This is a genomic window from Natrinema caseinilyticum (assembly GCF_024227435.1).
Taxonomy (GTDB): domain Archaea; phylum Halobacteriota; class Halobacteria; order Halobacteriales; family Natrialbaceae; genus Natrinema; species Natrinema caseinilyticum.
On sequence record NZ_CP100445.1, the window covers coordinates 3,817,617 to 3,840,450 of the forward strand.

24 protein-coding genes are annotated in these 22,834 nt (G+C 64.3%); 12 read left to right on the forward strand and 12 right to left on the reverse strand.

Annotated elements, in window-relative coordinates:
• The first annotated feature begins 5 nt into the window (after positions 1-5).
• Together NJT13_RS18810 and NJT13_RS18815 are read left to right on the forward strand one after the other, a co-directional pair.
• Positions 6-1,262: a Glu/Leu/Phe/Val family dehydrogenase gene (locus tag NJT13_RS18810; protein ID WP_254523343.1), complete on the forward strand. Its 1,257-nt coding sequence runs from the start codon at positions 6-8 to the stop codon at positions 1,260-1,262.
• Between the two features lie 124 nt (positions 1,263-1,386).
• Positions 1,387-2,052 (forward strand): DUF6517 family protein, encoded by a 666-nt coding sequence (locus NJT13_RS18815; RefSeq protein WP_254523344.1) that lies wholly within the window; start codon positions 1,387-1,389, stop codon positions 2,050-2,052.
• A gap of 161 nt (positions 2,053-2,213) precedes the next feature.
• On the opposite strand, the gene NJT13_RS18820 is transcribed toward NJT13_RS18815, so the two are convergent.
• The gene (locus NJT13_RS18820) at positions 2,214-3,356 is read right to left on the reverse strand and encodes an acyl-CoA dehydrogenase family protein (protein WP_254523345.1); all 1,143 of its coding nucleotides are present in this window, start codon (positions 3,354-3,356) and stop codon (positions 2,214-2,216) included.
• Positions 3,357-3,419: 63 nt separating this feature from the next.
• The gene (locus NJT13_RS18825; RefSeq protein WP_254523346.1) at positions 3,420-4,568 is read right to left on the reverse strand and encodes a DUF7544 domain-containing protein; all 1,149 of its coding nucleotides are present in this window, start codon (positions 4,566-4,568) and stop codon (positions 3,420-3,422) included.
• Positions 4,569-4,749: 181 nt separating this feature from the next.
• Between NJT13_RS18825 and NJT13_RS18830 the strand changes: the two genes are divergently transcribed.
• The 4 genes from NJT13_RS18830 (at position 4,750) to NJT13_RS18845 (ending at position 9,827) form a co-directional block, all read left to right on the forward strand.
• On the forward strand, positions 4,750-5,556 hold the full coding sequence (locus NJT13_RS18830) for an RIO1 family regulatory kinase/ATPase domain-containing protein (protein WP_254523347.1): 807 nt from the start codon (positions 4,750-4,752) through the stop codon (positions 5,554-5,556).
• Between the two features lie 272 nt (positions 5,557-5,828).
• Positions 5,829-7,361, forward strand: coding sequence for an aldehyde dehydrogenase family protein (locus NJT13_RS18835; protein WP_254523348.1), 1,533 nt, complete (start codon positions 5,829-5,831; stop codon positions 7,359-7,361).
• A 276-nt stretch (positions 7,362-7,637) separates the two neighbouring features.
• On the forward strand, positions 7,638-8,828 hold the full coding sequence (glmU, locus tag NJT13_RS18840) for a bifunctional sugar-1-phosphate nucleotidylyltransferase/acetyltransferase (RefSeq protein ID WP_254523349.1): 1,191 nt from the start codon (positions 7,638-7,640) through the stop codon (positions 8,826-8,828).
• Between the two features lie 279 nt (positions 8,829-9,107).
• Complete coding sequence (locus NJT13_RS18845) at positions 9,108-9,827, forward strand: hypothetical protein (protein WP_425499820.1); 720 nt, start codon at positions 9,108-9,110, stop codon at positions 9,825-9,827.
• 328 nt (positions 9,828-10,155) lie between these two features.
• Here NJT13_RS18845 and NJT13_RS18850 read toward each other — a convergent pair whose 3' ends face one another.
• The 6 genes from NJT13_RS18850 to NJT13_RS18875 all read right to left on the reverse strand — a co-directional run bounded on the left by NJT13_RS18850 (position 10,156) and on the right by NJT13_RS18875 (position 14,816).
• Entirely contained in the window at positions 10,156-11,004 is an 849-nt protein-coding gene (locus NJT13_RS18850) for a carbon-nitrogen family hydrolase (protein WP_254523351.1), read from the reverse strand.
• Positions 11,005-11,111: 107 nt separating this feature from the next.
• Positions 11,112-11,546 carry an SRPBCC family protein gene (locus NJT13_RS18855; RefSeq protein WP_254523352.1) on the reverse strand — a complete coding sequence of 145 codons (435 nt, stop codon included), beginning with the start codon at positions 11,544-11,546 and terminating at the stop codon, positions 11,112-11,114.
• Positions 11,547-11,655: 109 nt separating this feature from the next.
• Positions 11,656-11,880, reverse strand: a complete 225-nt coding sequence (locus tag NJT13_RS18860) for a DUF7123 family protein (protein ID WP_254523353.1) — start codon at positions 11,878-11,880, stop codon at positions 11,656-11,658.
• A gap of 136 nt (positions 11,881-12,016) precedes the next feature.
• Positions 12,017-12,202, reverse strand: a complete 186-nt coding sequence (locus tag NJT13_RS18865; protein WP_254523354.1) for a DUF7525 family protein — start codon at positions 12,200-12,202, stop codon at positions 12,017-12,019.
• Between the two features lie 117 nt (positions 12,203-12,319).
• A complete protein-coding gene (locus NJT13_RS18870) occupies positions 12,320-13,351 on the reverse strand; it encodes a phosphate signaling complex PhoU family protein (protein ID WP_254523355.1) in 1,032 nt (343 codons plus the stop codon).
• Between the two features lie 130 nt (positions 13,352-13,481).
• A complete protein-coding gene (locus tag NJT13_RS18875) occupies positions 13,482-14,816 on the reverse strand; it encodes an ATP-NAD kinase family protein (RefSeq protein ID WP_254523356.1) in 1,335 nt (444 codons plus the stop codon).
• Between the two features lie 162 nt (positions 14,817-14,978).
• Between NJT13_RS18875 and NJT13_RS23210 the strand changes: the two genes are divergently transcribed.
• Positions 14,979-15,104 (forward strand): hypothetical protein, encoded by a 126-nt coding sequence (locus tag NJT13_RS23210; RefSeq protein ID WP_256549405.1) that lies wholly within the window; start codon positions 14,979-14,981, stop codon positions 15,102-15,104.
• Positions 15,105-15,137: 33 nt separating this feature from the next.
• On the opposite strand, the gene NJT13_RS18880 is transcribed toward NJT13_RS23210, so the two are convergent.
• On the reverse strand, positions 15,138-15,821 hold the full coding sequence (locus NJT13_RS18880) for a competence/damage-inducible protein A (protein ID WP_254523357.1): 684 nt from the start codon (positions 15,819-15,821) through the stop codon (positions 15,138-15,140).
• Positions 15,822-15,990: 169 nt separating this feature from the next.
• On the opposite strand from NJT13_RS18880, the gene NJT13_RS18885 reads away from it, so the two are divergent.
• From NJT13_RS18885 to queC, 4 genes are all read left to right on the forward strand, one after another.
• Positions 15,991-16,347, forward strand: a complete 357-nt coding sequence (locus NJT13_RS18885) for a winged helix-turn-helix domain-containing protein (RefSeq protein ID WP_254523358.1) — start codon at positions 15,991-15,993, stop codon at positions 16,345-16,347.
• Between the two features lie 424 nt (positions 16,348-16,771).
• Complete coding sequence (locus NJT13_RS18890; RefSeq protein WP_254523359.1) at positions 16,772-17,260, forward strand: 6-pyruvoyl trahydropterin synthase family protein; 489 nt, start codon at positions 16,772-16,774, stop codon at positions 17,258-17,260.
• A gap of 1 nt (position 17,261) precedes the next feature.
• A complete protein-coding gene (locus NJT13_RS18895) occupies positions 17,262-18,056 on the forward strand; it encodes a 7-carboxy-7-deazaguanine synthase QueE (RefSeq protein ID WP_254523360.1) in 795 nt (264 codons plus the stop codon).
• A gap of 30 nt (positions 18,057-18,086) precedes the next feature.
• Entirely contained in the window at positions 18,087-18,827 is a 741-nt protein-coding gene (queC, locus tag NJT13_RS18900) for a 7-cyano-7-deazaguanine synthase QueC (protein ID WP_254523361.1), read from the forward strand.
• Between the two features lie 85 nt (positions 18,828-18,912).
• On the opposite strand, the gene NJT13_RS18905 is transcribed toward queC, so the two are convergent.
• Complete coding sequence (locus tag NJT13_RS18905) at positions 18,913-20,283, reverse strand: PQQ-binding-like beta-propeller repeat protein (protein WP_254523362.1); 1,371 nt, start codon at positions 20,281-20,283, stop codon at positions 18,913-18,915.
• Positions 20,284-20,758: 475 nt separating this feature from the next.
• On the opposite strand from NJT13_RS18905, the gene yqeC reads away from it, so the two are divergent.
• Positions 20,759-21,508 carry a selenium cofactor biosynthesis protein YqeC gene (yqeC, locus tag NJT13_RS18910; RefSeq protein WP_254523363.1) on the forward strand — a complete coding sequence of 250 codons (750 nt, stop codon included), beginning with the start codon at positions 20,759-20,761 and terminating at the stop codon, positions 21,506-21,508.
• Between the two features lie 7 nt (positions 21,509-21,515).
• On the opposite strand, the gene NJT13_RS18915 is transcribed toward yqeC, so the two are convergent.
• Positions 21,516-22,154, reverse strand: coding sequence for a molybdenum cofactor guanylyltransferase (locus tag NJT13_RS18915; protein ID WP_254525490.1), 639 nt, complete (start codon positions 22,152-22,154; stop codon positions 21,516-21,518).
• Between the two features lie 87 nt (positions 22,155-22,241).
• Positions 22,242-22,796, reverse strand: coding sequence for a hypothetical protein (locus NJT13_RS18920; RefSeq protein ID WP_254523364.1), 555 nt, complete (start codon positions 22,794-22,796; stop codon positions 22,242-22,244).
• Between the last annotated feature and the right edge of the window lie 38 nt (positions 22,797-22,834).

Below are 22,834 nucleotides of genomic sequence, written 5' to 3' on the forward strand. Positions count from 1 at the left end.
GTGCAATGTCTGACGACGCAAACCCGTTCGAAAGCCTACAGTCGCAAATCGACGAAGCGGCGACGTACCTCGACGTCGGCGACGACGTGATCGAGCGACTCAAACACCCCGAGCGAGTCCTCGAGACGAACCTCACGATCGAACGCGACGACGGCGACCTGGAACGATTCAAAGCGTTCCGGTCGCAATTCAACGGCGACCGCGGGCCGTACAAGGGCGGAATCCGCTACCACCCGCAGGTGTCGCGCGACGAGGTCAAGGCGCTGTCCGGCTGGATGACCTACAAAACCGCGATCGTGGACATCCCGCTCGGCGGCGGAAAGGGCGGTATCATCATCGACCCCGACGACTACTCCGAAGCGGAACTCGAACGACTCACCCGTGCGTTCGCGCGCGAACTCCGACCGATGATCGGCGAGGATCGCGACGTTCCCGCGCCCGACGTGAACACGGGCCAGCGGGAGATGAACTGGATCAAAGACACGTACGAAACGCTCGAGAACACGACGGAGCCGGGCGTCATCACGGGCAAGGCGCTCGACTCGGGCGGCAGCGAGGGTCGCGTCGAAGCGACCGGTCGCTCGACCGTCCTCGCCGCGCGCGAAGCCTTCGACTACCTCGACAAGGATCTCGAGGGCGCGACGGTCGCAGTCCAGGGCTACGGTAACGCCGGCTGGATCGCAGCGAAGTTGATCGACGAGATGGGCGCGACCGTCGTCGCGGCCAGCGACTCGAGCGGCGGCATCTACAACCCCGACGGGTTCGATCCGGTCGCGGCGAAAGATCACAAGAACGAGACCGGCAGCGTCGTCGGGTACTCGGAGAGCGAGGAGGAGATTACCAACGAGGACGTCCTCACGCTCGACGTCGACCTGCTGATCCCCGCCGCACTCGAGAACGCGGTCGACGCAGACCTCGCAGAAGACGTCGAGGCGGACGTCATTTCCGAAGCCGCGAACGGGCCGCTGACGCCGAAGGCCGACGAGGTACTCGAGGGGAAGGACGTCTTCGTCATCCCCGACATCCTCGCGAACGCCGGCGGCGTTACCGTCTCGTACTTCGAGTGGGTCCAGAACCGCCAGCGCTTCTACTGGTCCGAGGAGCGCGTCAACGAAGAACTCGAGACGGTCATCGTCGATGCCTTCGACGCGCTCGTCGAGACCTACGAGGAACACGACCTCGAGAACCCACGAACCGCGGCCTACGTCGTCGCGATTCAGCGGGTCGCCGACGCCTTCGCGGAAGCCGGTAGCTGGCCCTAAACCGGGGATCCAGTCCGTTTGCGAAGCGAGTTCGGAGCCCACCGGTGTGGAACGATACGTTTCGGCTGACGGACCTTCTCGGTCCCAATAAACACTTATAATTTGAACCGCGATATGCAGGGAGATGAATCGACGAAACGCCCTGGCGGGTCTGGGGGCCGCCGGTCTCGCCGGCCTCTCGGGCTGTCTGGGACTGATCGGAATGGCCCAACACGAGTCCACGCCGGCGGGCGTCGAGGAAACCACTCGTGACGAGACGGGGTACGAACAGACCGACGTGAAAGAAATCAGCGTGGAGAAGGACGTTCCGGGCGGTGGTCTCACCGGGACGGTGTCGGTCGCGAACTACATGACCAAACACGAGAAGGCCGTCGAGATACCCCTCGTCGGTCGACAACGCGGCGCCGTCTTCAACGTTCTGACGTCGCCGAAGGTCTCGCTCCTCGGCAAACAGTTGAATCCGGTCGAGGACATGTCGACGAAGGAACTCATCGGGCTGGTCGAGAACAACTACAGCGGGATCGGAAACATCCAGCACGAATCGGACACCGATGTCACGGTCCGCGACCAATCGACGACGCAGTCGCGATTCACGGCGGACGCGAAATTCGACGGCCAAAGCGTCACCGTCGATTTCCTGATTACCAAAGCCGTCGACGCCGACGACGACCTGCTCGTAACGATCGGCGTCTATCCCAAGCAACTCCGAAGCCAGGAGGAACCGAACGTGACCGCGCTCGCGGAAGCGGCGACGACGCAGGTCGACAGGAACGCCTCGAGCGACGGGTGAGAATCGGGCGACGGTGGCGAGTCCGGCGGTTCGGACGGCAAGATCCGGAATCGGGACGACGCGCGTCTGCTGAGTCGACGCTCTCGCGTTCGAAATCGTCCTTCTCGAGGCGAACGTCTCCCCTCGAATCCATACTCCGGCCCCACGAGTTTCGAGACCGATCAGAGACCGAGTTCGCGACCGATGACCAGGTGCTGAATCTCGCTCGTTCCCTCGCCGATTTCCATGAGTTTCGCGTCCCGATAGAACCGCTGTGGAGCGAAATCGGTCGTGTAGCCGTACCCGCCGAGCACCTGAACGGCGTCCTCGGCGACCTCGCGGGCGGCTTCGCTGGCGTCGAGTTTCGCCAGCGCGGAGTCTCTGGTCACGGGGTCGCCCGCGTCGTATTTTCTGGCGGCCTGCCGAGTGAGCAGTCGCGCCCGTTCCGTCTTGCGATACATATCGACGATCGTGTCCCGAACGGCGTCGAACTCACAGATGGGCTGGCCGAACTGCTCGCGTTCCTGACTGTAGGTCTTCGCGTGTTCGTAGGCCCCCTGTGCGAGCCCCGTCGAAAGCGCGGCGATCGAGATGCGTCCGCCGTCGAGCGTCTTTTTGGTCTGGTCCCAGCCGTCGCCTTCCGCGCCGAGCAGACGGTCCTCGGACAGACGCACGTCCTCGAGTGAAATTTCACACGTCGGTGATGCGTTGAGACCCATCTTTTCCCAGACGGTGGTAACCTCGAAGCCGTCGTCCACCCGCGGATCGACGATAAACGTCGAGATGCCGTCGTACCCCGCATCGGGGTCGGTGACGGCCTTGACGAGGATCGAGCCCGCCTCGGAGGCGTTCGTGATGAACTGCTTGGTTCCGTCGAGAACCCACTCGTCACCCTCCTTTCTCGCGCGGGTATCCATATCGGAGGCGTCAGAGCCGCTCGCGGGCTCTGTCAGTGCCCACCCGCCGACGTAGTCACCGTCTGCGAGCGGCCGCAGCCACCGCTCTTTCTGGGCCTCCGTGCCGAACAGTTCGATCGGTTTCGACGCGAGCGAGGTGTGTGCGACGTAGGAAAGGCCGATCGCCCCCGAGACCCGACCGAGCTCTTCGGCGACGACCGCGTACATGAGCGTATCACCGCCGAGGCCGCCGTATTCCTCCGCGATGGGGACGCCCATCACGTCGAGATCGGCGAGTTGGTCGAAGATCTCAGCGGGGAACCGATGTTCGTCCTCTATCTCCTGGGCGATCGGCTCGATCTCGGTCTCACAGAAGTCCCTGACGGTCTCCCGTATCATCCGATGTTCGTCGGGTAGGTCGACGGCCATACACGATACTCGATGGCGTCCGAAATAAGCCCACTGCCGAGACGCGGCCGTCGCCGCGTGCAGTTATCGCCAGCTTCCCTCCTCGTCGGAACCGTCAGTGTCGCTCGCATCGTCGGCGCCGTCAGTCCCGTCCGAATCGTCTATCCACCCGCTCGAGTCGTCCGAGTCGCCGACCGAGTCACGGTCGGACGGACCCGTCTCGTCCGTCCGGGTGCGCCAGTTCGCTGACTCCGCCCGGGCCGCCGCGCGCTGATCTGGAATCAGATCGAGGTCGGCGTCCGTATCGCCGAGGAGCAACAGGGCGTAATACTGGAAATAGGACGCGATCGGTGCCCAGACCGCTCCGATCAGGAGCAATCCGAGTGCGACCCCGAGGAACCCGACGGGAATCGAGAGGACGGCACCGATCGGACCCAGCACGAACACCAGCAATCCGATCACGACGACGAACGGGATCGCGAGGATCAGTCCGGCGATACCGACGACGAACCAGGCGGCGGCCCCGGCCACGAGTTGCAGGATCCAGACCAGGAGCACGAAGACGCCGTACTCGGCCACGTTCGCTCGCAACGTCGGCAAGAACCGACGCCAGGCGGCGAGAACGTCCAGATTCTCGATCAGCATGACGGGTGCGACGAACACGGACGTAAACTGCATCAGAATTCCGTAGAGGAGCCCGACCACGAACGCGTACGGGAGGAACACCAGAATCGATCCGAACGTGAGCGCCCCCAGTCCCCCCATCGCCAGGAAGACGAGGACCAGAATGGGAGCGCCGACGAGGATCACAGTCAGGAGCGTGAGCCCGATCCGAAACAGGAACAGCCGGAATCCCCGACCGACGTGTGCGCTGAAGTACCGTCTCATACGGACGTCGGACGTCCGAAGCGACTCGAGGAAGACGAACGTCATGACTGCAGCAATAAATCCGTACGCGAGCCAGATCACGAGTCCGACCGCGAGAAAGACGAGTCCCCAGAACAAGAGTTCCGACGTTGGGATATCCTCCTCGACCACCGGTGGTATCCCACCCTGTTCCGTCGGATCGGTAACGGTTCCGGCGTTCCCCCCCGAAAACGCCGGCCCGCCGACCCCGAACGATGCGACGAACAGAACGATGACGGCGAGCCTGAGCCATTGTCCGACACTGATCGGCGTCAGAAAATCTCGCGTCACGTCGATAGCATCGCTCAGGTTATCGATCGCTTTCATATTCGTTCAATAGCATGTTTCGGGTGATAGTAGTACTGTTTCGTCGAACGCTGACGAAAAACGGACACGCTGGCTCACTCGAACGACCGGTAATCGACGAACACGTATTCATTCAATAATGATATGTTCTGGTTGTAACGCTTCGGGACGCATTTAACGCCGCCGGCCCTGACTGGAACGTATGGACATCCGCCGGCTCGCACGTGGAACCGTCGAGTGGAGCCGCATCGAGCGTGTGGTCCGCACGCTGGCGGATCGCTACGACCGCGAGGCGGTCCGCGTGGAGTTCCTGGATGCGGACAACTGGCTCTCGACGCCCTGCGTCATCGACGAGCGGTGGTTCGTCAAGATCGTCTCCCGGCAAAATGCGCTGGTCCACGCCGTCTTGACGACCGGTCGAAACGTCGGCGCGTTCTCATCGGGTACCGAGGGCTTTTTCGACCGGTTCGATACCCCCCTCGAGATGGTCGAACACGAGTACGACGCCACCGAACGAATGCGAGAGATCGGCGTCAACGCCCCCCAGCCGATCGACGCGTTCGAGGTCAACGGACTCGGCGTCCTCGTCCTCGAGTATCTCCCGGCGTTCGAGTCGCTCGACGAGGTCGCCGACGAAATCGTCTCCGATCGGGCACCGGAGCTATTCGAGATGCTCGCGACCCTGCACGAACACGGACTCGCCCACGGCGACCTGCGAGCGGAGAACGTTCTCCTGTATGACAACGAGTTCTACTTCATCGACGCCACGAGCGTTCACGCCGACCGAGTCGACGAGACGACCGCCTACGATCTCGCGTGCGCGTTGGCCATTCTCGAACCCCGAATCGGTCCCCGAGACGCCGTCGATGCAGCCGCGACGGCCTACGATTCAGCGACCCTCCTTTCCGCACGCGAGTTCCTCGACTTCGTCCGTCTCCGGCCCGACCACGAGTTCGACTCGACGACGCTTCGCAGCGAACTCGAGAAGGCCGCTGACCTGAGCGAGTAGTGACCGTCCAGCCGTGTTCGGGCCGGTCTCGGTGGGTACGTGCTCCGTCTCGGTGTGACGTCGACCGGCGGGTCTCCGTCGTCTTTCGTCTCCCCGCCCTTCGGCCACCTGACTGGGCTCACAGTGACGAAATACTAGAGGTGTGCACATGTTTGTCCATGGACGCAAATGACTGTTCAACCGACACCGTCTCCGGCTATAAATCCTGCAACCGTTTCGTGAGGTGTGAACTACCATCAGGATTTTTCACCGTCCCACCCGTGTAGTCGAGTATGAGCCAGCAACTCACCGAGCAGGTACACGGCCACTACATCGGCGGCGAGTGGATCGACGGCAGTGGGGACACCTTCGAGAGCGAGAACCCCGCGACGGGGGAGGCGCTGGCGACCTTCCAGCGGGGGACCGAAGCCGACGTCGACGCCGCCCTCGAGGCGGCGGAATCGGCCTTCGAACAGTGGCGCGACCTCTCGTACATCCATCGCGCGGAATATCTCTGGGACATCTACCACGAGCTTCGAGATCGCCACGAGGAACTCGGCGAGATCGTCTCGGAGGAGTGTGGAAAGGAAATTTCGGAAGGGAAAGCCGACGTGACCGAAGCCTGGCACATGGTGGAGTGGGCGGCCGGAAACGCGCGCCATCCCCACGGGGATATCGTTCCGTCGGAGGTCGCGGGCAAGGATTCCTTCATGCGACGCAAACCGCGAGGTGTCGTCGGCTGTATCACCCCGTGGAACTTCCCGGTCGCGATCCCGTTCTGGCACATGGCGATCGCACTCGTCGAGGGCAACACCGTCGTCTGGAAACCCGCCGAACAGACCCCGTTGTGCGGACAGATAATCGCCGAGATGATGGACGACGCCGGCGTTCCGGCCGGCGTCTTCAACCTGGTGCAGGGCTTCGGCGATACGGGTGCGGCCATCACCGACGACGAGCGCGTGGACACCGTCCTCTTTACCGGCTCCGCGGCGGTCGGCCACGAAATCGCTGGCAAGGTCGGAGGCGAACCCGGTAAACTCGCGGCCTGCGAGATGGGCGGCAAAAACGGAATCGTCGTCACGGAACACGCCGACCTGGATATCGCCGTCCACTCGGCGATCATGTCCTCGTTCAAAACGACCGGCCAGCGCTGCGTCTCGAGCGAGCGCCTCATCGTTCACGAGGACGTCTACGACGAGTTCAAAACACGGTTCGTCGACGTCGCCGGCGACGTCGCCGTCGGCGATCCGCTGGACGACGGCACGTTCATGGGCCCGGCCATCGAGGCCGACCACGTCGAAAAGATTCGCCACTACAACGATCTCGCCCGTGAGGAGGGTGCGACCGTGCTGGTCGACCGGTTCGAACTCCCATCGGCGGAGATTCCGGACGGATTCGACGGTGGCCACTGGGTCGGCCCGTTCGTCTACGAAATCGACTACGAACCGGATCTGCGCTGCCTGAACGAGGAGTGTTTCGGTCCGCACGTCGCGTTGCTCGAGTACGCGGGCGATATCGAAGATGCGGTCGAAATCCACAACGACACCCCCTACGGGCTGGCGGGCGCGATCATCTCGGAGGACTATCGACAGATCAACTACTTCCGGGACCACGCCGAGGTGGGCCTCGCGTACGCGAACCTGCCGTGTATCGGCGCGGAGGTCCAACTTCCGTTCGGCGGCGTCAAGAAATCCGGAAACGGCTACCCCAGCGCTCGAGAGGCCATCGAAGCCGTCACGGAGCGGACCGCCTGGACGATGAACAACTCGGAGGACATCGAGATGGCACAGGGGCTGTCGGCCGACATCAAGACCTCGGAGGACTGACCGGTTCCGGACGAGTCGCTCCACCGCGTCCGCCACCGACCTCGTCCGTCGGAACGGAGCGCTGAACGGCCACCCCCGACGTCGTCTGGCGGGGCCGAACCGGTGCCGTCAGCCGCATCGTCCGCCGTCGGACTCGGCAGTTGCCGAAGCGACCGTGGGTCGCCGGCCGCGTGCGAGACCTGCGACCGACCGGGTTTCGAGACGGTCCCAGAGGAGACGAATTTACGCCGACCGAACGAATCGCTTATCCGACGATTCGCCGAAGGAATACTCAGCATGAAGGCAGTCGTTCTCGCAGCGGGACAGGGGACACGGATGCGACCGTTGTCGGAATCGGTTCCGAAACCGATGCTTCCGGTCGCCGATCGACCGCTCGCGGCCCACACCGTCGATGCGGCAGTCGACGCGGGCGCCGACGAGATCGTTCTGGTGGTCGGGTACGAAGCCGAGACCGTCCGGGACCACTTCGGCGACGCGTACCGTGGCACTCCGGTCTCGTATGCGGTCCAGGAGGAACAAGCAGGGACGGCCGACGCCGTCAACGCCGCACGCGACTTTCTCGAGGGACCGTTCGCCGTCCTGAACGGCGACAACCTCTACGATCCAGCCGCGATCGATCGGCTGTTCGACGCGTGCCCGGCAATCTGTGCGATCGAGGTCGACGAACCGAGCAACTACGGCGTTCTCAGTACCGATGTGGGGACGGACGGTCGGGTGACCGGAATCGTCGAGAAGCCCGACGATCCGCCGACGAACCTCGCCAACGCCGGGGCGTATGCGTTCCCCGCCGAAGCGCGCGAGTGGCTCGAGGTGCCCGAGAGCGAACGGGGCGAGCGCGAGATCACCGACGTCGTCGCGCAGGTGATCGACGAGTACGACGTCACCCCCGTCACCCTCGAGCGGTGGCTCGACGTCGGCCGGCCCTGGGAGTTACTCGAAGCCAACGAGTGGAAACTCGGCGCGCTCGACCGCCGAATCGACGGGGAAGTCAGCGACGCAGCCCACCTCGAGGGCGCCGTCGTCGTCGAACCGGGCGCGACGGTACGCTCCGGCGTCGTCATCGAGGGGCCGGCGCTCGTCCGTGAGGGGGCGACCGTGGGGCCGAACGCCTACGTTCGCGGGGCGACGGTGATCGGCCCGGACGCGGAGGTCGGCCACGCCGTCGAAATCAAAAACAGCGTCGTCTCGCGGGGGACGTCGGTCAGTCACCTCTCGTACGTCGGCGATAGCGTCCTCGGCCGGAACGTCAACGTCGGTTCGGGGACGACCGTGGCGAACCTCCGTCACGACGACGGCGACATCAAATTCACCGTCAAGGGCGACCGGATCTCGACCGGTCGGCGAAAGTTCGGCGTCGTCGCGGGCGACGAGGTCAAAACGGGGATCAACTCGAGTCTGACACCGGGGTTGAAACTCGGTCCCGGTTCGACGACCCGGCCCGGTGAAACGGTCGAGCGGGATCGATGACCGACCGGTAGACGGTCCCTTCGCGTCGGTTTCGACCCGGTCGCCGACCGTCCGGCCGGTCGAACGGCGGCGATCGGTCGCGCCGCCCTCGTCTCCAACTGGTACGCAGTTTCGTTCCGCCTCCGGAGGCCCCGACTGAGATTGGGTTTTCGTTCCGCCTCCGGAGGCCCTGAAACGCCCGTTCTTCCGGAATCAGTTGCTCGTGCACCATCTGTTATGAAGTCGTAGTGAAAGGTAGCGCGTATGTCGACAGTGTCAGTTCGCGGTACGATCAGAGGGATGGGGGAACGGGCGAATCCGGCGTTCGCGGCGGCCGTCTGGGTGCTTCCGCTTGCTGCACTCGTCTATGCAGTGACGGCCGGATCGGTTCCGGTCCACACCTACGTCCACGTGATGGCGGGGGTGCTCTGGACCGGGATCGACATTTTCATGGGCACCGTCCTCGGCCCGGTGATCGGGGGACTCGACGAGGAGAGTTCGTCGGTGTTCCAGCGGCTCACGCCGAAAACGGCCTTTCTCCTCCCGTCGCTCGCACTCGTTACGATCGTCGGTGGCATCACGCTGGCCCAACGTGTCGGCCTGTTTCCCCACGCCGAGTCGTGGCTTCCGTTGTTCACCGCGGTGAACCTCGTTCCGATTCTGTTACTTCTGGGCTGGCGGCTGAACGCGTGGACGGACAGGCGCTGGCAGGTACCGTTCGTCGTCGCGACGGTCGGTTCGCTGGCGTGGGTCGCCCTGACGATCGGCGAGTTCGCGATGACCGAACCCGCGATCGCCATCGCGCTCGGTATCGTCACGCTGCTCTCGGTCCAGGGGTTCGGCTTTCTGCTGCCCGGCGAACTTCGAATGTACAAGGAAATGCGTTCGCCCGCTCCGGATCCGTCCGTCATCGCGGCGATCGGCAAACAGAACGCGATGCTCGGCGGCGTCCAGGGGGTGTTCCAGTTATTCTTGATTCTCGATATGGTCTATCTTCGCTACGGTGGATTCCCGTTCTGATTCCGTCACACTGACCGGCCACGGTTTCGTGGCGAAAATCGACGAACGACGTGCGGACATCCCGTGTTGGCCGTGCGGTCTCGAGTGTGATTCGTGTCATAGCGAAAGGTGAGATGAGGCGAGGAGGCGAGTGCGGGCGTGTTCGCTCGGTCCCGGGAACCGAGCGTGCGACGGGCCGGAGCGACGCGCAGTGCCGGTTCTGACGTGAAAAGCGTCTATCCCGGCATGCGGTGTAATGAGGTGGTGAAACAAAAAGTCAGCGGTCTCCGCGGGGAGTGGAATCGACGGGGGCGGGCTCGAATCCGACGCTATCGAGGGCCGGAATCGTCTAGCGCCGACGGTCCCGAAGGGCTGGAAATTCGTCGCGAACGTCGACGACCGTTCGCGGATCGATCTCGGTCGTGATCAGCGTCGCTTCGTCGCCGCTCGAGGCCAGCGGGACGCCCCACGGGTCGTAGACGCTCGAGCGACCGAGGAGCGTGGCCTCCTCGAACTCACCGGATCCGTTGATCGTCGCGACGTACGCCTGATTTTCGATGGCTCTGGCCCGCGAGAGCGTCTGCCAGTGTTCGATGCGAGGATAGGGCCACGCGCTCGGAACGAGAATCAACTCGGCGCCGGCATCGACGAGCCGCCGGTAGAGTTCCGGGAACCGAAGGTCGTAACAGGTGGTCACGCCGACGGTCATGCCGCCGATCGTCGCCGTCTCGAGCGTCTCGCCGGGAACGAGGAGCTCGGATTCCGCCGATTCGTAGCCGAACAGGTGATGCTTCCGGTAAACGAGTCTGCGTTCTCCGTCCGCGTCGAAGAGCGCCGCGGTGTTCGAAAAGCCGTCCGCTGCCGGCGTTTCGACGGACTCCGTGGCCGCCAGATCCTCGACGATACTGCCTGCGAGGACCGCGATCCCGTGATCGGCCGCGGCCTCTCGGAGCCGCGTAAACGTCTCTCCACCGAACGGTTCCGCGTTGCGCGCGTAGAGGTCGAACGCGAAGTACCCCACGTTGAACAGTTCCGGGAGCGCGACCAGGTCGGCGCCGCGGTCGGCGGCCCGCGACACCGCCGCGAGCGCCCGCTCGACGTTGGCCTCGACCTCGCCGGCGTCGACGTGAAGTTGTGCGAGCGCGAGCGTCAGGGAGTCGCCGGTATCGCCGCCGTCGACGTCCGTTTCGGTACTCATACTCCGACCGTGGCCGCCCCTCCTCATCATGGTTACTGTGTCCGCGCCGGAATCATCGGTACCATGCCCGGGACAGAATCGTCACTGTGTTCGGGACAGAATCATCGTCACTGTGTTCGCTGCAGGTCGCGCTCGAGCGCGCGGCGGAGGTTCTCGAGTTCCGAGTCCAGATTACGTTTGAAGAACTTCTCGACGCCCGGCAGTTTGCCGTCGACGACGAATCGGTTCTCGAGTCGGGTCCCGCCGTCCGTGTCGGTGATCTCGTGTTCGCCGGTGACCCGCATCACTTTCGACTTGCCGACGAATTTGACGTACTCTGGGGGCGTGCGCGTGACGTCCTCAGTGTCTACGCGAATCGTTTTCCGGACGAGCGGGATGGGCAGTTCGACGTCCCAGGTGACGCGCCGTCCGTTCCGATCGGTGACGGAATACTTCTCGACGACGCTTATCGCCTGGGCTCTGTTCGCCGGATCGGCGATGAACTCCCAGACTCGATCCGGCGACGCCGAAACTTCGAACGACCGGTCGACGCGGACAGTCATGCCAGTACCTGAGCGATTCGTGGATAAAAAGTCCGTGGACCGGCGGTCGTCATCGATGCGAGGGGCTGCGACCGGACCTCTCAGTTCGGCCGGACCGGACTGGCCGGCGTTAGCTGATCGTGACTCGCCAGGTCGTCGATCTGGCGCGTCCCCATTTCTCGATGTCGACTTCGTCCGTCTTCTCCGCGAGGTGTGGCAGCCGTGCGCCTACCTGTTTCGACGAGAGGCCGATCGCGTCCGCGATGTTCTTCGCGCGGAAGTATTCCTCGCCGCGGGCGGCGCTCTCACGGAGATACGAGAGGATTCGCCGTTCTTCGTCGGAGTAGTCGTTCATCGTCCGTGCCTTCCCTAGGTGGTCAGCGGTCTTAACTTTTAACGGCCGTTACGTCCCTGCCCCGCCGGAATCGCAAGTTTCTGTTCTCTTAGCGCTCGGGTACGCGACGTTACCCAGCTAGTACGTTCGCGAATGATTACTGCCAGTAGAGGTGAATGCTGACGACCGCCAGCGAGCTAAAGAGCACCGCAGCCGCGAATCCCCAGGCCGCCGTCGTCTCAGGTGCCCCGGCCGCCATCGCGAGTGCCCCGATCACCGCCAGCGCGCTCAGCGCGAGCGCGAGTCCAACGCCCTTGTCCGTCGTTTCCGATTGCGTAGCCATGCTCGGGCGTTGTGTGTGGGGTCTCTTAACTTCACTCATTCCGAGGGGCCCGGAGCGCGTCGGGGGTCCAAAGCAGGTCACGTCGCGGGAACGAAAACGCCGTTTACGGCGACGCGGTCACTTGATCGTCGTGTGCTCCGATTCCTCGTTGAGCGCGAGATTGGCCGCGATTTCCGCGTTTCGCATCGCGTACTGAGCGGTTTGTTGGAGGCTGACGAGGACCTCGCGGACCCGAAGCAGATCCTCGTTTTCCATCTCCGGCAGTTCGGCGAGTATCTCCTGCTCGCGGTTTGCGACGTCGTGGAACAGTTTCCGGACTTCGTTAGACTTGTCGTAATCGCGTTCGACGGCCGCTTCGACGGCCCGCGATGTGATGTCGTCTACGAGTTCGTTCAGTTCCCGAATATCACGCATCACCGAACTGTCGACGTTCAGGGTGTGACCTTCGGTCTCGATGACGATCTCGGCGATGTCCTCCGCGTTGTCGGCCGTCAACTCGAGGTTCTTCGCGATCGATCGGTAGCCGATCAGCGGAAAGCCGCTGTTCAGTCCGACGGCTCGCGCGAGGTTGGGGTTCTGGTACGCCGTGAAGATCAGCCGCAACAGGAGGACGAATATTTTGTTGGCTTGCCGCTCCCGATTCAGCGCGCGTTGTGCCAGGTCGGGATTGCCGTGAGCCAGCGCTTTGATGCCCTCGCCGCGCATCGTCTGTCCGGTTCGCTCGAGGCGCTCGAGAAGATTGTCGAGCGTGAAGTCCTCGGGATCCACCGAGCAGCGAATCGAGATGCTCTCGGGCGTCTCCTCGATGACGCCCAGGCCCATGAGCTGCGTTTCCGCCTGGTAGACTGCGTTGATGTGGGCCGATTCGAGGGCCCCGTCTTCGCGCTCGATGCGGATGATGCGTCGGCCGAGGACGTACTGGGCGACGATCGCCCGTTCGACGGCGTCCGCGTCGAGGTCGTCGGTGTGGATGATCGCTTCCGTCTCTTCGGTACTCGCGGACTCGGGCATCACAGTGAGGGTGCCTTTCCCGCTGGTCCGAAGCGACACTTCGTCGCCTTTTTCGACGCCGTGTTCGGACGCCCACTCTGCCGGGAGCGTCATCGCAAGCGTCGACGGCCCGAGTCGTTGCACTTTCCGCGTTTCCATACCCCTCCGTACGAGCGACCCGACCTTAGTCTTGACTATATGGTCATTATATATCGACGCAACGTTATATGGTTGTGTCGTTCGTTCGGCTGACTCATGACCTTATATAATTTGATCGTCTCGGTGGCGGTCACACCACGTTCATGAGCCGCGTCGTGAATCGACCCGTCCGGACCCGCAGCCAGCCCCGTAACTGATCGTCGATCTCGGCATCGTCGGTGTCGACGCGCAACGAATCGATCTCGTCGAGTTTCTCTCCGGCGGCGACGACCGTGATCTCGTCGGCCCGCCGGATCACTGCCGGCGAAATCTGATGGTTTCCCCGTCCGAAGACGAACCCCTGGCCGCCGATCGGTGAGACGACGATCGTGACCGGCTCTTCGAGAACCGCGAGGATCTCCGATTCCGACGCGTCACGGGCCAGAATCTCCCCCTTCCGTCCGTCTCGATCTGCTTCGGTTGCACCGCCCCGCCGCGCTTTCCCGTCGCGGTCCCTCGTTTCATCACCGCCGTCGTCTTCCTGATCTTCGCCGTCTGTTTCGCCCTCGAACCCGGTTCCGTCCACGGCCGGGCCGCTCGATTCGCCCGACCTGTCGGCGCCGTCGCTCGCACGCCAGACGTCGACGCCCAACGGCGAGGGATCGATTCCGAGTTCCGTCTCGATCGCACCGACGGTGCTCCCGGGGCCGAAGACGTAGGTCCGGTCCGGTTCGATCTCGCGGGCGAACCCCGCCGCCAGGGAATCGACGCTGCCGCTCGAGACCTGCTTGCCCGACTGAACCTCCGGTGCGACGGGGACCGGGACGACGGCCCGCAGTTCGGACCGTACCTCTCCCTCGCGATAGGCGTCCTCGTCGATATCGTTTACCTCGCGGGCCTCGACGCGGTCGAATTCGGCGGCGATCCGGCCGGCGTCGGCCGGCGTCACGCCGAAGACCGACGAGTAGATCTTGACGCCCGCCGGAACGCCGAGCATCGGCGTCTCGGCGTCCCGAGAAGGGGTCGGTGCGTCTCGGGGATCGGCTCCAGATTCTTCGGCCGAGGCGTGTTCCTCGAGGACGCCTGCAACGTCGACGGCGGTCCCGTCGCCGCCGACGAACAACACGAGATCGACGCCGTGTTCGAGCAGCGCGCGGACGGCGCCACGGGTATCGGCGGCCGTCGTCCCCGCGGACGCTGGATCGGTGGCGTCCGAGTCCGCGCCTCCGTCCACCGGATCGTAGACGATCGTCGGGTCGAAGCCGGCGGCTCGCGCGGCGCGTTCCCCCATCACACCCGCGGCCGTGTAGACGGTGACGTCGGGCGCACGTCGATGCAGCGATCGCAGGGCTTCGCGCGCTCGCTTCGGGGCTCGCGGCTCGGCACCGCGGCGGCGCGCCTCCTCCAGTTTCCCGTCGGTCCCCTTCAGCCCGACCCGGCCGCCCATCCCCGCGATCGGGTTGACGACGACACCGATGGTTTCCATAGCGAATCGTGGGAGCGCCAATCGGAAAGCCATATCGCGTCCCGGAGCGGGGGTCGTGACTCGAGCGGAGGCGCGACCACCGGGAGGCGATCCGCCCGCCGACCGAGACCTGACGGACGGCGTTTCTGAACAATTAAGGGGGATGGCCCCCGACCTCAGACCATGAATACACTCACCGACGCCGTTCTCGCGACGGAAACACAGTTGCCGATGGCCGTAGTTGGCTGGGGTGTACTCGTCCTGGGGCTGCTGGTGACCATCGCTTGGCTGCTCTACTTGTACAGATAACCCGAACTGGGACGCGTGACAGCGGTCGTCTTCTCAGACCAGGTCGACCCGTTTTCGCAGCCACGAAGCCGCTTCTTCGACGGTCTCTTCGTCCGTGCTCTCGAGTTCGATCCGGACCGATTCGCCCGGATAGCTCCCGACGGTGACGTCGAACCCGTCGCGGAGGTCGGCGATCCGCTCTACGAGCGCGCTCTCGGGTTCGTCGGCGACGACGGTCGCCCTGTACTTCGGCGGTCCCTCGAATTCGTCCGCGATCGTCTCGAACATCGCTTTCATTTCGGACGGGACGCCGGGGAGGACGTAGACGTCTTCCAGCGCCGCGCCGGGGGCGACACCCACCTCGTTGTGGAGTGCTCTCGCGCCAGCGGGTAAGTCGGTCGTTCCCGACGCCAGATCCTGGCGGTCGTACCCGTTTTCTTCGAGCCAGGCGAGTGCAACGTCGTGTGTCTCGAGCGACCGACCGAGCGCGGCTGCGACGCCGTCCATGGTGAGATCGTCGTGCGTCGGGCCGAGTCCACCGGTAACGATAACGGCGTCGTACTCGGCTCGATATTCGTTGACCACGCGGGCGATGTCGCCGACGCGGTCCGGAACCGTCGTGACGCGTTCGACGGTGACGCCGCGATCGTCGAGGCGCTCACAGAGCCACGTTGCGTTCGTATCCGTCGTTCGTCCGGCGAGTAGTTCGTTGCCGACCGTGACGACCGCGACTTCCATACCGACCCGTTCGAGGCCAGCCCCCAAATGTATCTCGCCCTCGACCGCGGGCTGGATCACGATCGGTCACCGTTCCGTCCCGAACACGGTTCTTACAGCTAAAACACATATAAAGTGGTGCCTCAGCTAACCATAAGATTCAATTCAGATAATTGGTAATGAAGAGTGTATGTCTCGGAGTCGAACAGAACATAACGAAGCGGATTCAGCAGTGGTTCTCTCCGCGCTCGGGAGCAAATACAGCGCGGAAATCCTGTGCGCGGCGGGGACGCCGAAATCCGCGCAGGCGTTGAGCGAGGCCATCGAGATTCCGATCGCGACCTGCTATCGCCGGATCGAAGAACTCGTCGACGCCGGGCTATTGACCTGCGAAGGGCGGCAACTCTCCGACGAGGGCCGGCGGACGAACATCTACCGACGAACGCTCGACGAGATCGAGATCGATTTTTCGGACGACGCACCGGAGTTTTCGCGACAACGGCGGACCGAAGCCAAAAACAGGCTGCAAGATCAACTCGAAGACTAGGCGAATTCGGCCGTTGGATCGGACGACGCGGTCTCGGGCACGGATTCGGTCCGCGGCCGTCTATCGAGGAACGCCGTGTTCGGAACGGTTTCCCCTCGTCGTTTCTCGAGCGGAGTCGATCGCCGTTTCGTTGCCCGTCACGTGATCGATGCATCGGTATTCGTCTCGAAGTTCCACACACCGTCCGTTCGATCTCGCCGCGCAAGAACACCGGTCGTGGGGGAGGTTCTCCAGGTGTCCGTCGAACGAACCGCCGATTAGGAAGACGGGTGGATCCTCCTCGCGTCGCTCACATCGACGGTCCACGCCGTTCTGACGACGGTATCGCTCGTCGTACGGCCCATCGATCCGTTCTCGAAGGACGGTTCGACGCAGACTCGAAACCGATCCGCTGTTTTAAGTATTCTCGGGAGAATACCGGAATATGACCGAGAGGATAGGCGACCGGCCACCGGCGGAGTCTATCGACAGCACCGCGATCGACGGATCGGTTTCCGGAAACCGACGTCTCCTTCACGTCGGCCGAGACCGTCCGATACGAATCAGTGCGGGGCACCGCATTCAGCACCACGAGGGCAAGTGTTCGCGCCCGCACGGCCACAACTACGAAATCTCCGTCTCGGTCGCGGGTCGCCTGACTGACGAGGGGTGGGTCGCAGACAAAGGCGATATTACAGACGTGCTATTCGAGTGGGACCACATGTTTCTGCTCGAGGCCGGTGATCCGCTCGTCGAGGCTTTCGAGGCGACCGGCGACGACGACGGCGTCGTGGTCCTCGAGCAGCCGCCGACGGCGGAGGTGATGAGCGTCGTCCTCGAACGAAAGCTCGAGGCGGCTCTCCCCGATACGGTCACCGAGGTCGCCGTCCGGGTCAGTGAGACGCGGGAACTCTGCGGGGGGAGCGAGATCTGAGATGCCGGTTTCCGACTCCGTCGACCTCGGTTCCGGGGCCGATACCGAAGGCGAGACAGCGGCCGATCTGGACGCCGTGGGGCTTCCGATCAACGAACTGTTCTACTCGCTCCAAGGTGAGGGGATCCTCGCGGGCGTCCCCTCGGTGTTCGTCCGCACCAGCGGGTGCAACCTCCGCTGTTGGTTCTGTGACTCGTATCACACCTCGTGGGAGCCGACTCACGCCCGATTGAGTCTGGCGGAGATCCTCGCCGAGATCGACTCGCACGACGCCGACCACGTCGTTCTCACGGGCGGTGAACCCCTGCTCCACGAGGCAAGCGCCACCTTACTCGAGGCGCTCGCCGACCGGAACTACCACACCACGGTGGAGACGAACGGGACGATCTACCGGGACGCACCGATCGACCTGGCCTCCATCAGCCCGAAACTCTCGAGCAGCACGCCGACGCCCGAACGCGACCCGACGGGAACGGGTGAATGGGAACGACGCCACGAAACCGATCGGATCGACCTCGACGCGCTCGCCCGGTTAGTCGAGACCTACGAATTTCAACTGAAGTTCGTCGTCACCGACGCCGACGACGTTTCTGAGGTCCGCGACCTGCTCGAGGACGTACGGGCGGCCGCCGACGCGCGCATTCGGGACACGGACGTCCTCCTGATGCCCGAAGGGGCGACCCGCGATCGACTCGCGGAAACCGGACGGCGAGTCGCCGACCTCGCGATGGAAAACGGCTTCCGATATACGCCGCGACTGCACGTCGACCTCTGGAACGACGCCCCCGAGACGTGATCGGCCGAGCACCGAGACGACGCCACAGAGATGACTGATACCACCCACACGACGAATTCCGAGACCGACGAATCGACCGCCAAACGAGCCGTCGTCCTCCTCTCGGGCGGTATGGACAGCGCCACCGCCGCCTTCGAGGCCAGCGATCGCGGCTACGAGATTTACGCGTTGCACACGTCCTACGGCCAGCGTACCGAAGACCGCGAGCTCGAGTGCGCCCGCCGGATCGCCGACGAACTCGGCGCCGCGGACTTCCTGCGGATCGAAACCGGTCACCTCGCGGCGATCGGCGCCTCGAGTCTGACGGACCACGAGATGGCCGTCGCCGATGCGGACGTAGAGAGCGACGAGATACCGTCCTCCTACGTCCCCTTCCGGAACGCGAATCTGCTCGCGATGGCCGTCTCCTACGCCGAAGCGGCCGATTGCGAGGCGGTTTTCATCGGCGCCCACAGCGAGGATTTCTCGGGCTATCCGGACTGTCGACCAGCGTTCTTCGAGGCCTTCGAGCGCGTCGTCGACGTCGGCACGAAGCCCGAGACGGAGATCGCGATCGAAGCGCCGTTCGTCGACGGGTCCAAAACCGACATCGCCCAGCGGGGCGTGGAACTCGAGGTTCCGTACGAACACACCTGGAGTTGCTATCGAGAGAACGAACCCGCGTGTGGCACCTGCGACGCCTGTGCCTTCCGCCTGCAGGCGTTTCAGAACGTCGGCGTTCGGGACCCGATCGAGTACGCCGAGCGGCCGTCGGACGACGATCACCGGTAACGACTCGACGACGGCCGTTTTCGCATCCCGACCGATCGGTCCGTTCGAACGGTGGCCCGATACGACTGTGGCGAGATATCGTCGGTTAGTCGGTCCGTTCGTCGGACTTCCGTCGGCGGCGAAGCCACTCGAGGGCGAGTGCACCGCTCGCGATGCTGATACCGGGAGTGAACCCGGGGTTACTCTCTGCGTTCGACTCGTTCGATTCTTTCTCAGTCTCGTCGGCGTTTTCGCCCCGAATCGCCAGTAGGGTTCCGTCGACGTTCGCGTAGAGGGCCCCGTCGGCGACTGCGATCCGCTTCGGGTGGGCGTCGGTGGTGACGCTCCACTTGGTGCTTCCGTCCGCGTCGTCGAAGGCGATCAGACCGGTTTTCCCGGACGGTTTTTCGACAGGTGCGTACACGGATCCGTCGTCGGCGATCGGTCTCCCGACCGACGCGAACTGCTCCGAGGACTGCCAGACGCTCTCACCGGTCTCTCGGTCGTAGCCGGTGATGACCGCCTGTCCGCCGCTATCGGAACCCGCGTTTCCAACCGCGTAGACGCGCGCTGTGGTCATCGCATCTGCCGAACGGGTCGACAGTTCCCCTCGTTTCTCGCCCGTCTTCGTATCGAAGAGCACCACGGTATCGGCTTTGGTGGCCGCGACGACGCCGCCGTCGGCGATCGGCAGTCCGGAGAATCCGTTGGTTGCCCAGTTTTCGGCGAACGAATCCGTCCACCGCTCGTCGCCGGTCTCGGCGTTCCGTGCGAACAGTCGTTTGTTGCTCACGGCGAAGACGGTCTCGTCCACGACGGCGACCGGCCGTCTACCCAACACACCGCTGTACTCATCTCCATCGACGGTAACCGGATTTGGCTTGAAGTCCCATTGCTTCTCCCCCGTGTCCGCATCGAGAGCGCGCAGGACCTTGTCGACGACGAGAAATACAGACCCGTTTGCGACGATCGGTGCTTGATTCGTCTCGTAGCCCAGATCGGACTTCTGCCAGCGGACGTCCCCGCTCGCGGCGTCGAGGGCCGTTAGCGTCGGACTGGCTCGGTCTCCACAGACGTACACGGTGTCGGCAGTCACCGCCGGCGACCCCACCGCTCTCTCGGAATCTCCCGACGAGATCTTCTGTTTCCATTCGGGTGACCCGTCGGTCGCGTCGATCGCGTGAACCCGGCCGTCGGCCGCGACGAGATAGACCGTCTCGTCGACCACAGCGAACGAACCCTCGCTCTCGTACGTCCAGGCGATGGTAACAGACTGTTCCGGTCCGGCCGCCTTCGGGACGGAGCCGGTGTTCCCCGCGTTTCCGTGCCTCATCGACCACCCGTCGGCCCCTCCAGCCATCGTCGACCCGACTGACACCGCGCCTTCGGAGACGTCAGTTGCGGTTGCGATACCCCCTCCCCAAGCAACCGTCAGCCCGGCATACGTCAGAAACCGCCGTCTACCGTAATCGGTCATTCTACCAGAGACAACGATCGATACCTGTTACTTATCGGTTCGATAGGACCGTTTCGGACGCGAAACCGGGGTGAAATACGTTACAACCCGTGCAACAATAGCTCGGAGCGTCGCGATCACACTCGGCGTCCCTCCGACGTGGGCTCGACTCGAAGAGGGAATCGAGCGCCGCTTCGATGCCACCGACGCCGCCTCCTGGGACTGTCCCTCCCACGGTGACTCGAGGCCCCTCGATTTCTTCGACGAGGGTCCAGCCCTCGCGGCGCGTTCACCGCGAAGGGATCGGCCAGGATCGTCTCGGTCTGACCGGACGAATCGACGCCGAGCGTCACGGTGGCGAAGCCCCACAACTGGTGTTCGGCAGGGACTGGCCCGTCCGTCCAGGGGCTGCCGGTCGAACGGTGTCGACTGTACCGATGGCCCGCCTCGAGTGGGGCGACCCAACTGATTAGGGTACCACGGTGGTAGCGTCGGTATGGACGTCCTCGAAGCGCTTCGGGCCGAGACTGGTGTCGTTGCCGTCGTCGGTGCCGGGGGCAAAAAGACGACGCTCTACGCGCTGGCCAGGCGCGCCGCCCGCGAGACGAACGGACGGGTGGTCGTGACGGCGACGGTTCGAATCCCACCGTTCGATCGGCGCGTGGCGCAGGTTCTCCTGACCGACGATCCGGCCGCGGCTCTCGAGGAGACGACTTCCTGGCCCGTTGGAGTCGTTCCCGAGCGGGACGGAGCGGATCGGTACGGTGGATACGACCCCACCGTCGTCGATCGACTCGCGGAGACGGGGAGTGCCGACCTCGTGCTCGTCAAGGCAGACGGTGCCCGAACGAGGGAGTTCAAGGCGCCCGGCGATCGCGAACCGCGACTTCCCCGCCGCGTCGACACCGTGATCCCTATCGCGAGCGTTCGAGCCGTCGGGAGTCCGCTTTCGGCCGACCACGTCCACCGACCCGAGCGAGTGGCGGCGATCACGGGCCGCGACCGTGGCGACCCGATTCGACCAGGTGACGTGGCTCGCGTCCTCGCGAGCGAGCGCGGCGGACTGAAAGGCGTCCCCGACGGGGCGACGGTCGTCCCGCTGCTCAACAAGGTCGACGACGACGACCTGCGAGCGGTCGCCACGGAGATAGCGACGGAGCTACTCGAGCGAGCACCGTCCGTCGAACGAGTGGTACTGGCGCGGATGATCGCCGACGACCCGGTGGTCGAGGTCGTCGAAGCGTAGGCGCGTCTCACTCCGCCTCGAGACGGGCCGCAGCCGCCTCGAATTCCTCGCGGGTGTTGACGTTCTCGAAGGTCTCGAGGGCGGCGTGTTCGCGAACCTCGTGCTCGTCGACGACGACGTAATCCAGTTCGGACAGCGGGTCCGTGATTCGACGATCGTCGCGTTCCAGCGCGCGCTCGCAGGCGTCCGCCATGGGATCGACGCGGTAGACGGCCTGCGTGGTCTGGAACCACCGGTCGTCGAGGCGCGGGACTGCCGCATCGTGGCCGCCGACTCGCGCGAAGAGGTGATCGACGAGGGCCGACTCGACGAAGGGCATATCGCAGGCGACGACGAGGGCCGACGTCGTCTCGGACGCGCGCAATCCGGTCATGATGCCAGCCATCGGCCCGCGGTCGGGAATCGGGTCGACCGCGAACGACGCGTCCGAGACGCCCTCGAGTGCGGCCCGGATCGCCGGTCTCTGCTCCGCGCGGCAGTTGATTACGAGGTCGTCGACGACCGGTTCGATCCGGTCGACGACCCGGCGGATCATCGGCGTCCCGGCGAGGTCGCTGACGGCCTTGTCCGCGTCGCCAAAACGGCTCGAGTAGCCGCCTGCGAGGACGAGCCCCGTTCGTTCCGCTCGGCCGGTCTCGAGGGCCATGCTCGACACTTCGTCGACCGCGAGTAAAAGCATCCGGTCGTCTCCCGGGTCCGCGTCCGCCGATCGTCGGTCCGAGGCATCGTGCGGTCACTCCGATAGCCGCCAGAGCGCTCGGTAGAGCGTCCAGAGGTCGCACTCGAAGCGACTCGCCAGTGACCGACACCGCTCGAGATACGCCTCGTAGTCCGAAATCGTCGGCGGATCCGGATAGGGACGGGAGAGTTCGCCGGCAGTCCGAAGCGCCGACCACTCGCGGGGACCGACGACGACGTATCTCTCCGGATCGATGAACATGAGAAACGCCGAGGCGACGGGGACGTCGACGGCCTCGAGATCGGTCAGGCGGTCCAAGCGGGCGGTGACCCCGGTCGCGTCGACGGCGTCGGCGATGGCGTGACGGACGGCGTCGAAGTCCGTCTCCCGGAACGCCTCCTCCGCGCCACGTCGCTCGTCGTGGGGGTAGTCCCCGAGGAATCGCCGGTAGTACCACCTGACGACCCATGCCGCGTCGCGACGGCCGTATTCGCCCGACTCGAAGGCGGCCGGAAGCGTCTCGATGGTCTCCTGTTCGACGGTGTACAGGGGTTCGTGCTCTCGGTACTCTCGAGCGTTGGCTTCGGCGACCGATCGCGTGAACTCCATCGTCTCGCGTTTTCTCGCGAGTACCTGTCATCGTTTCC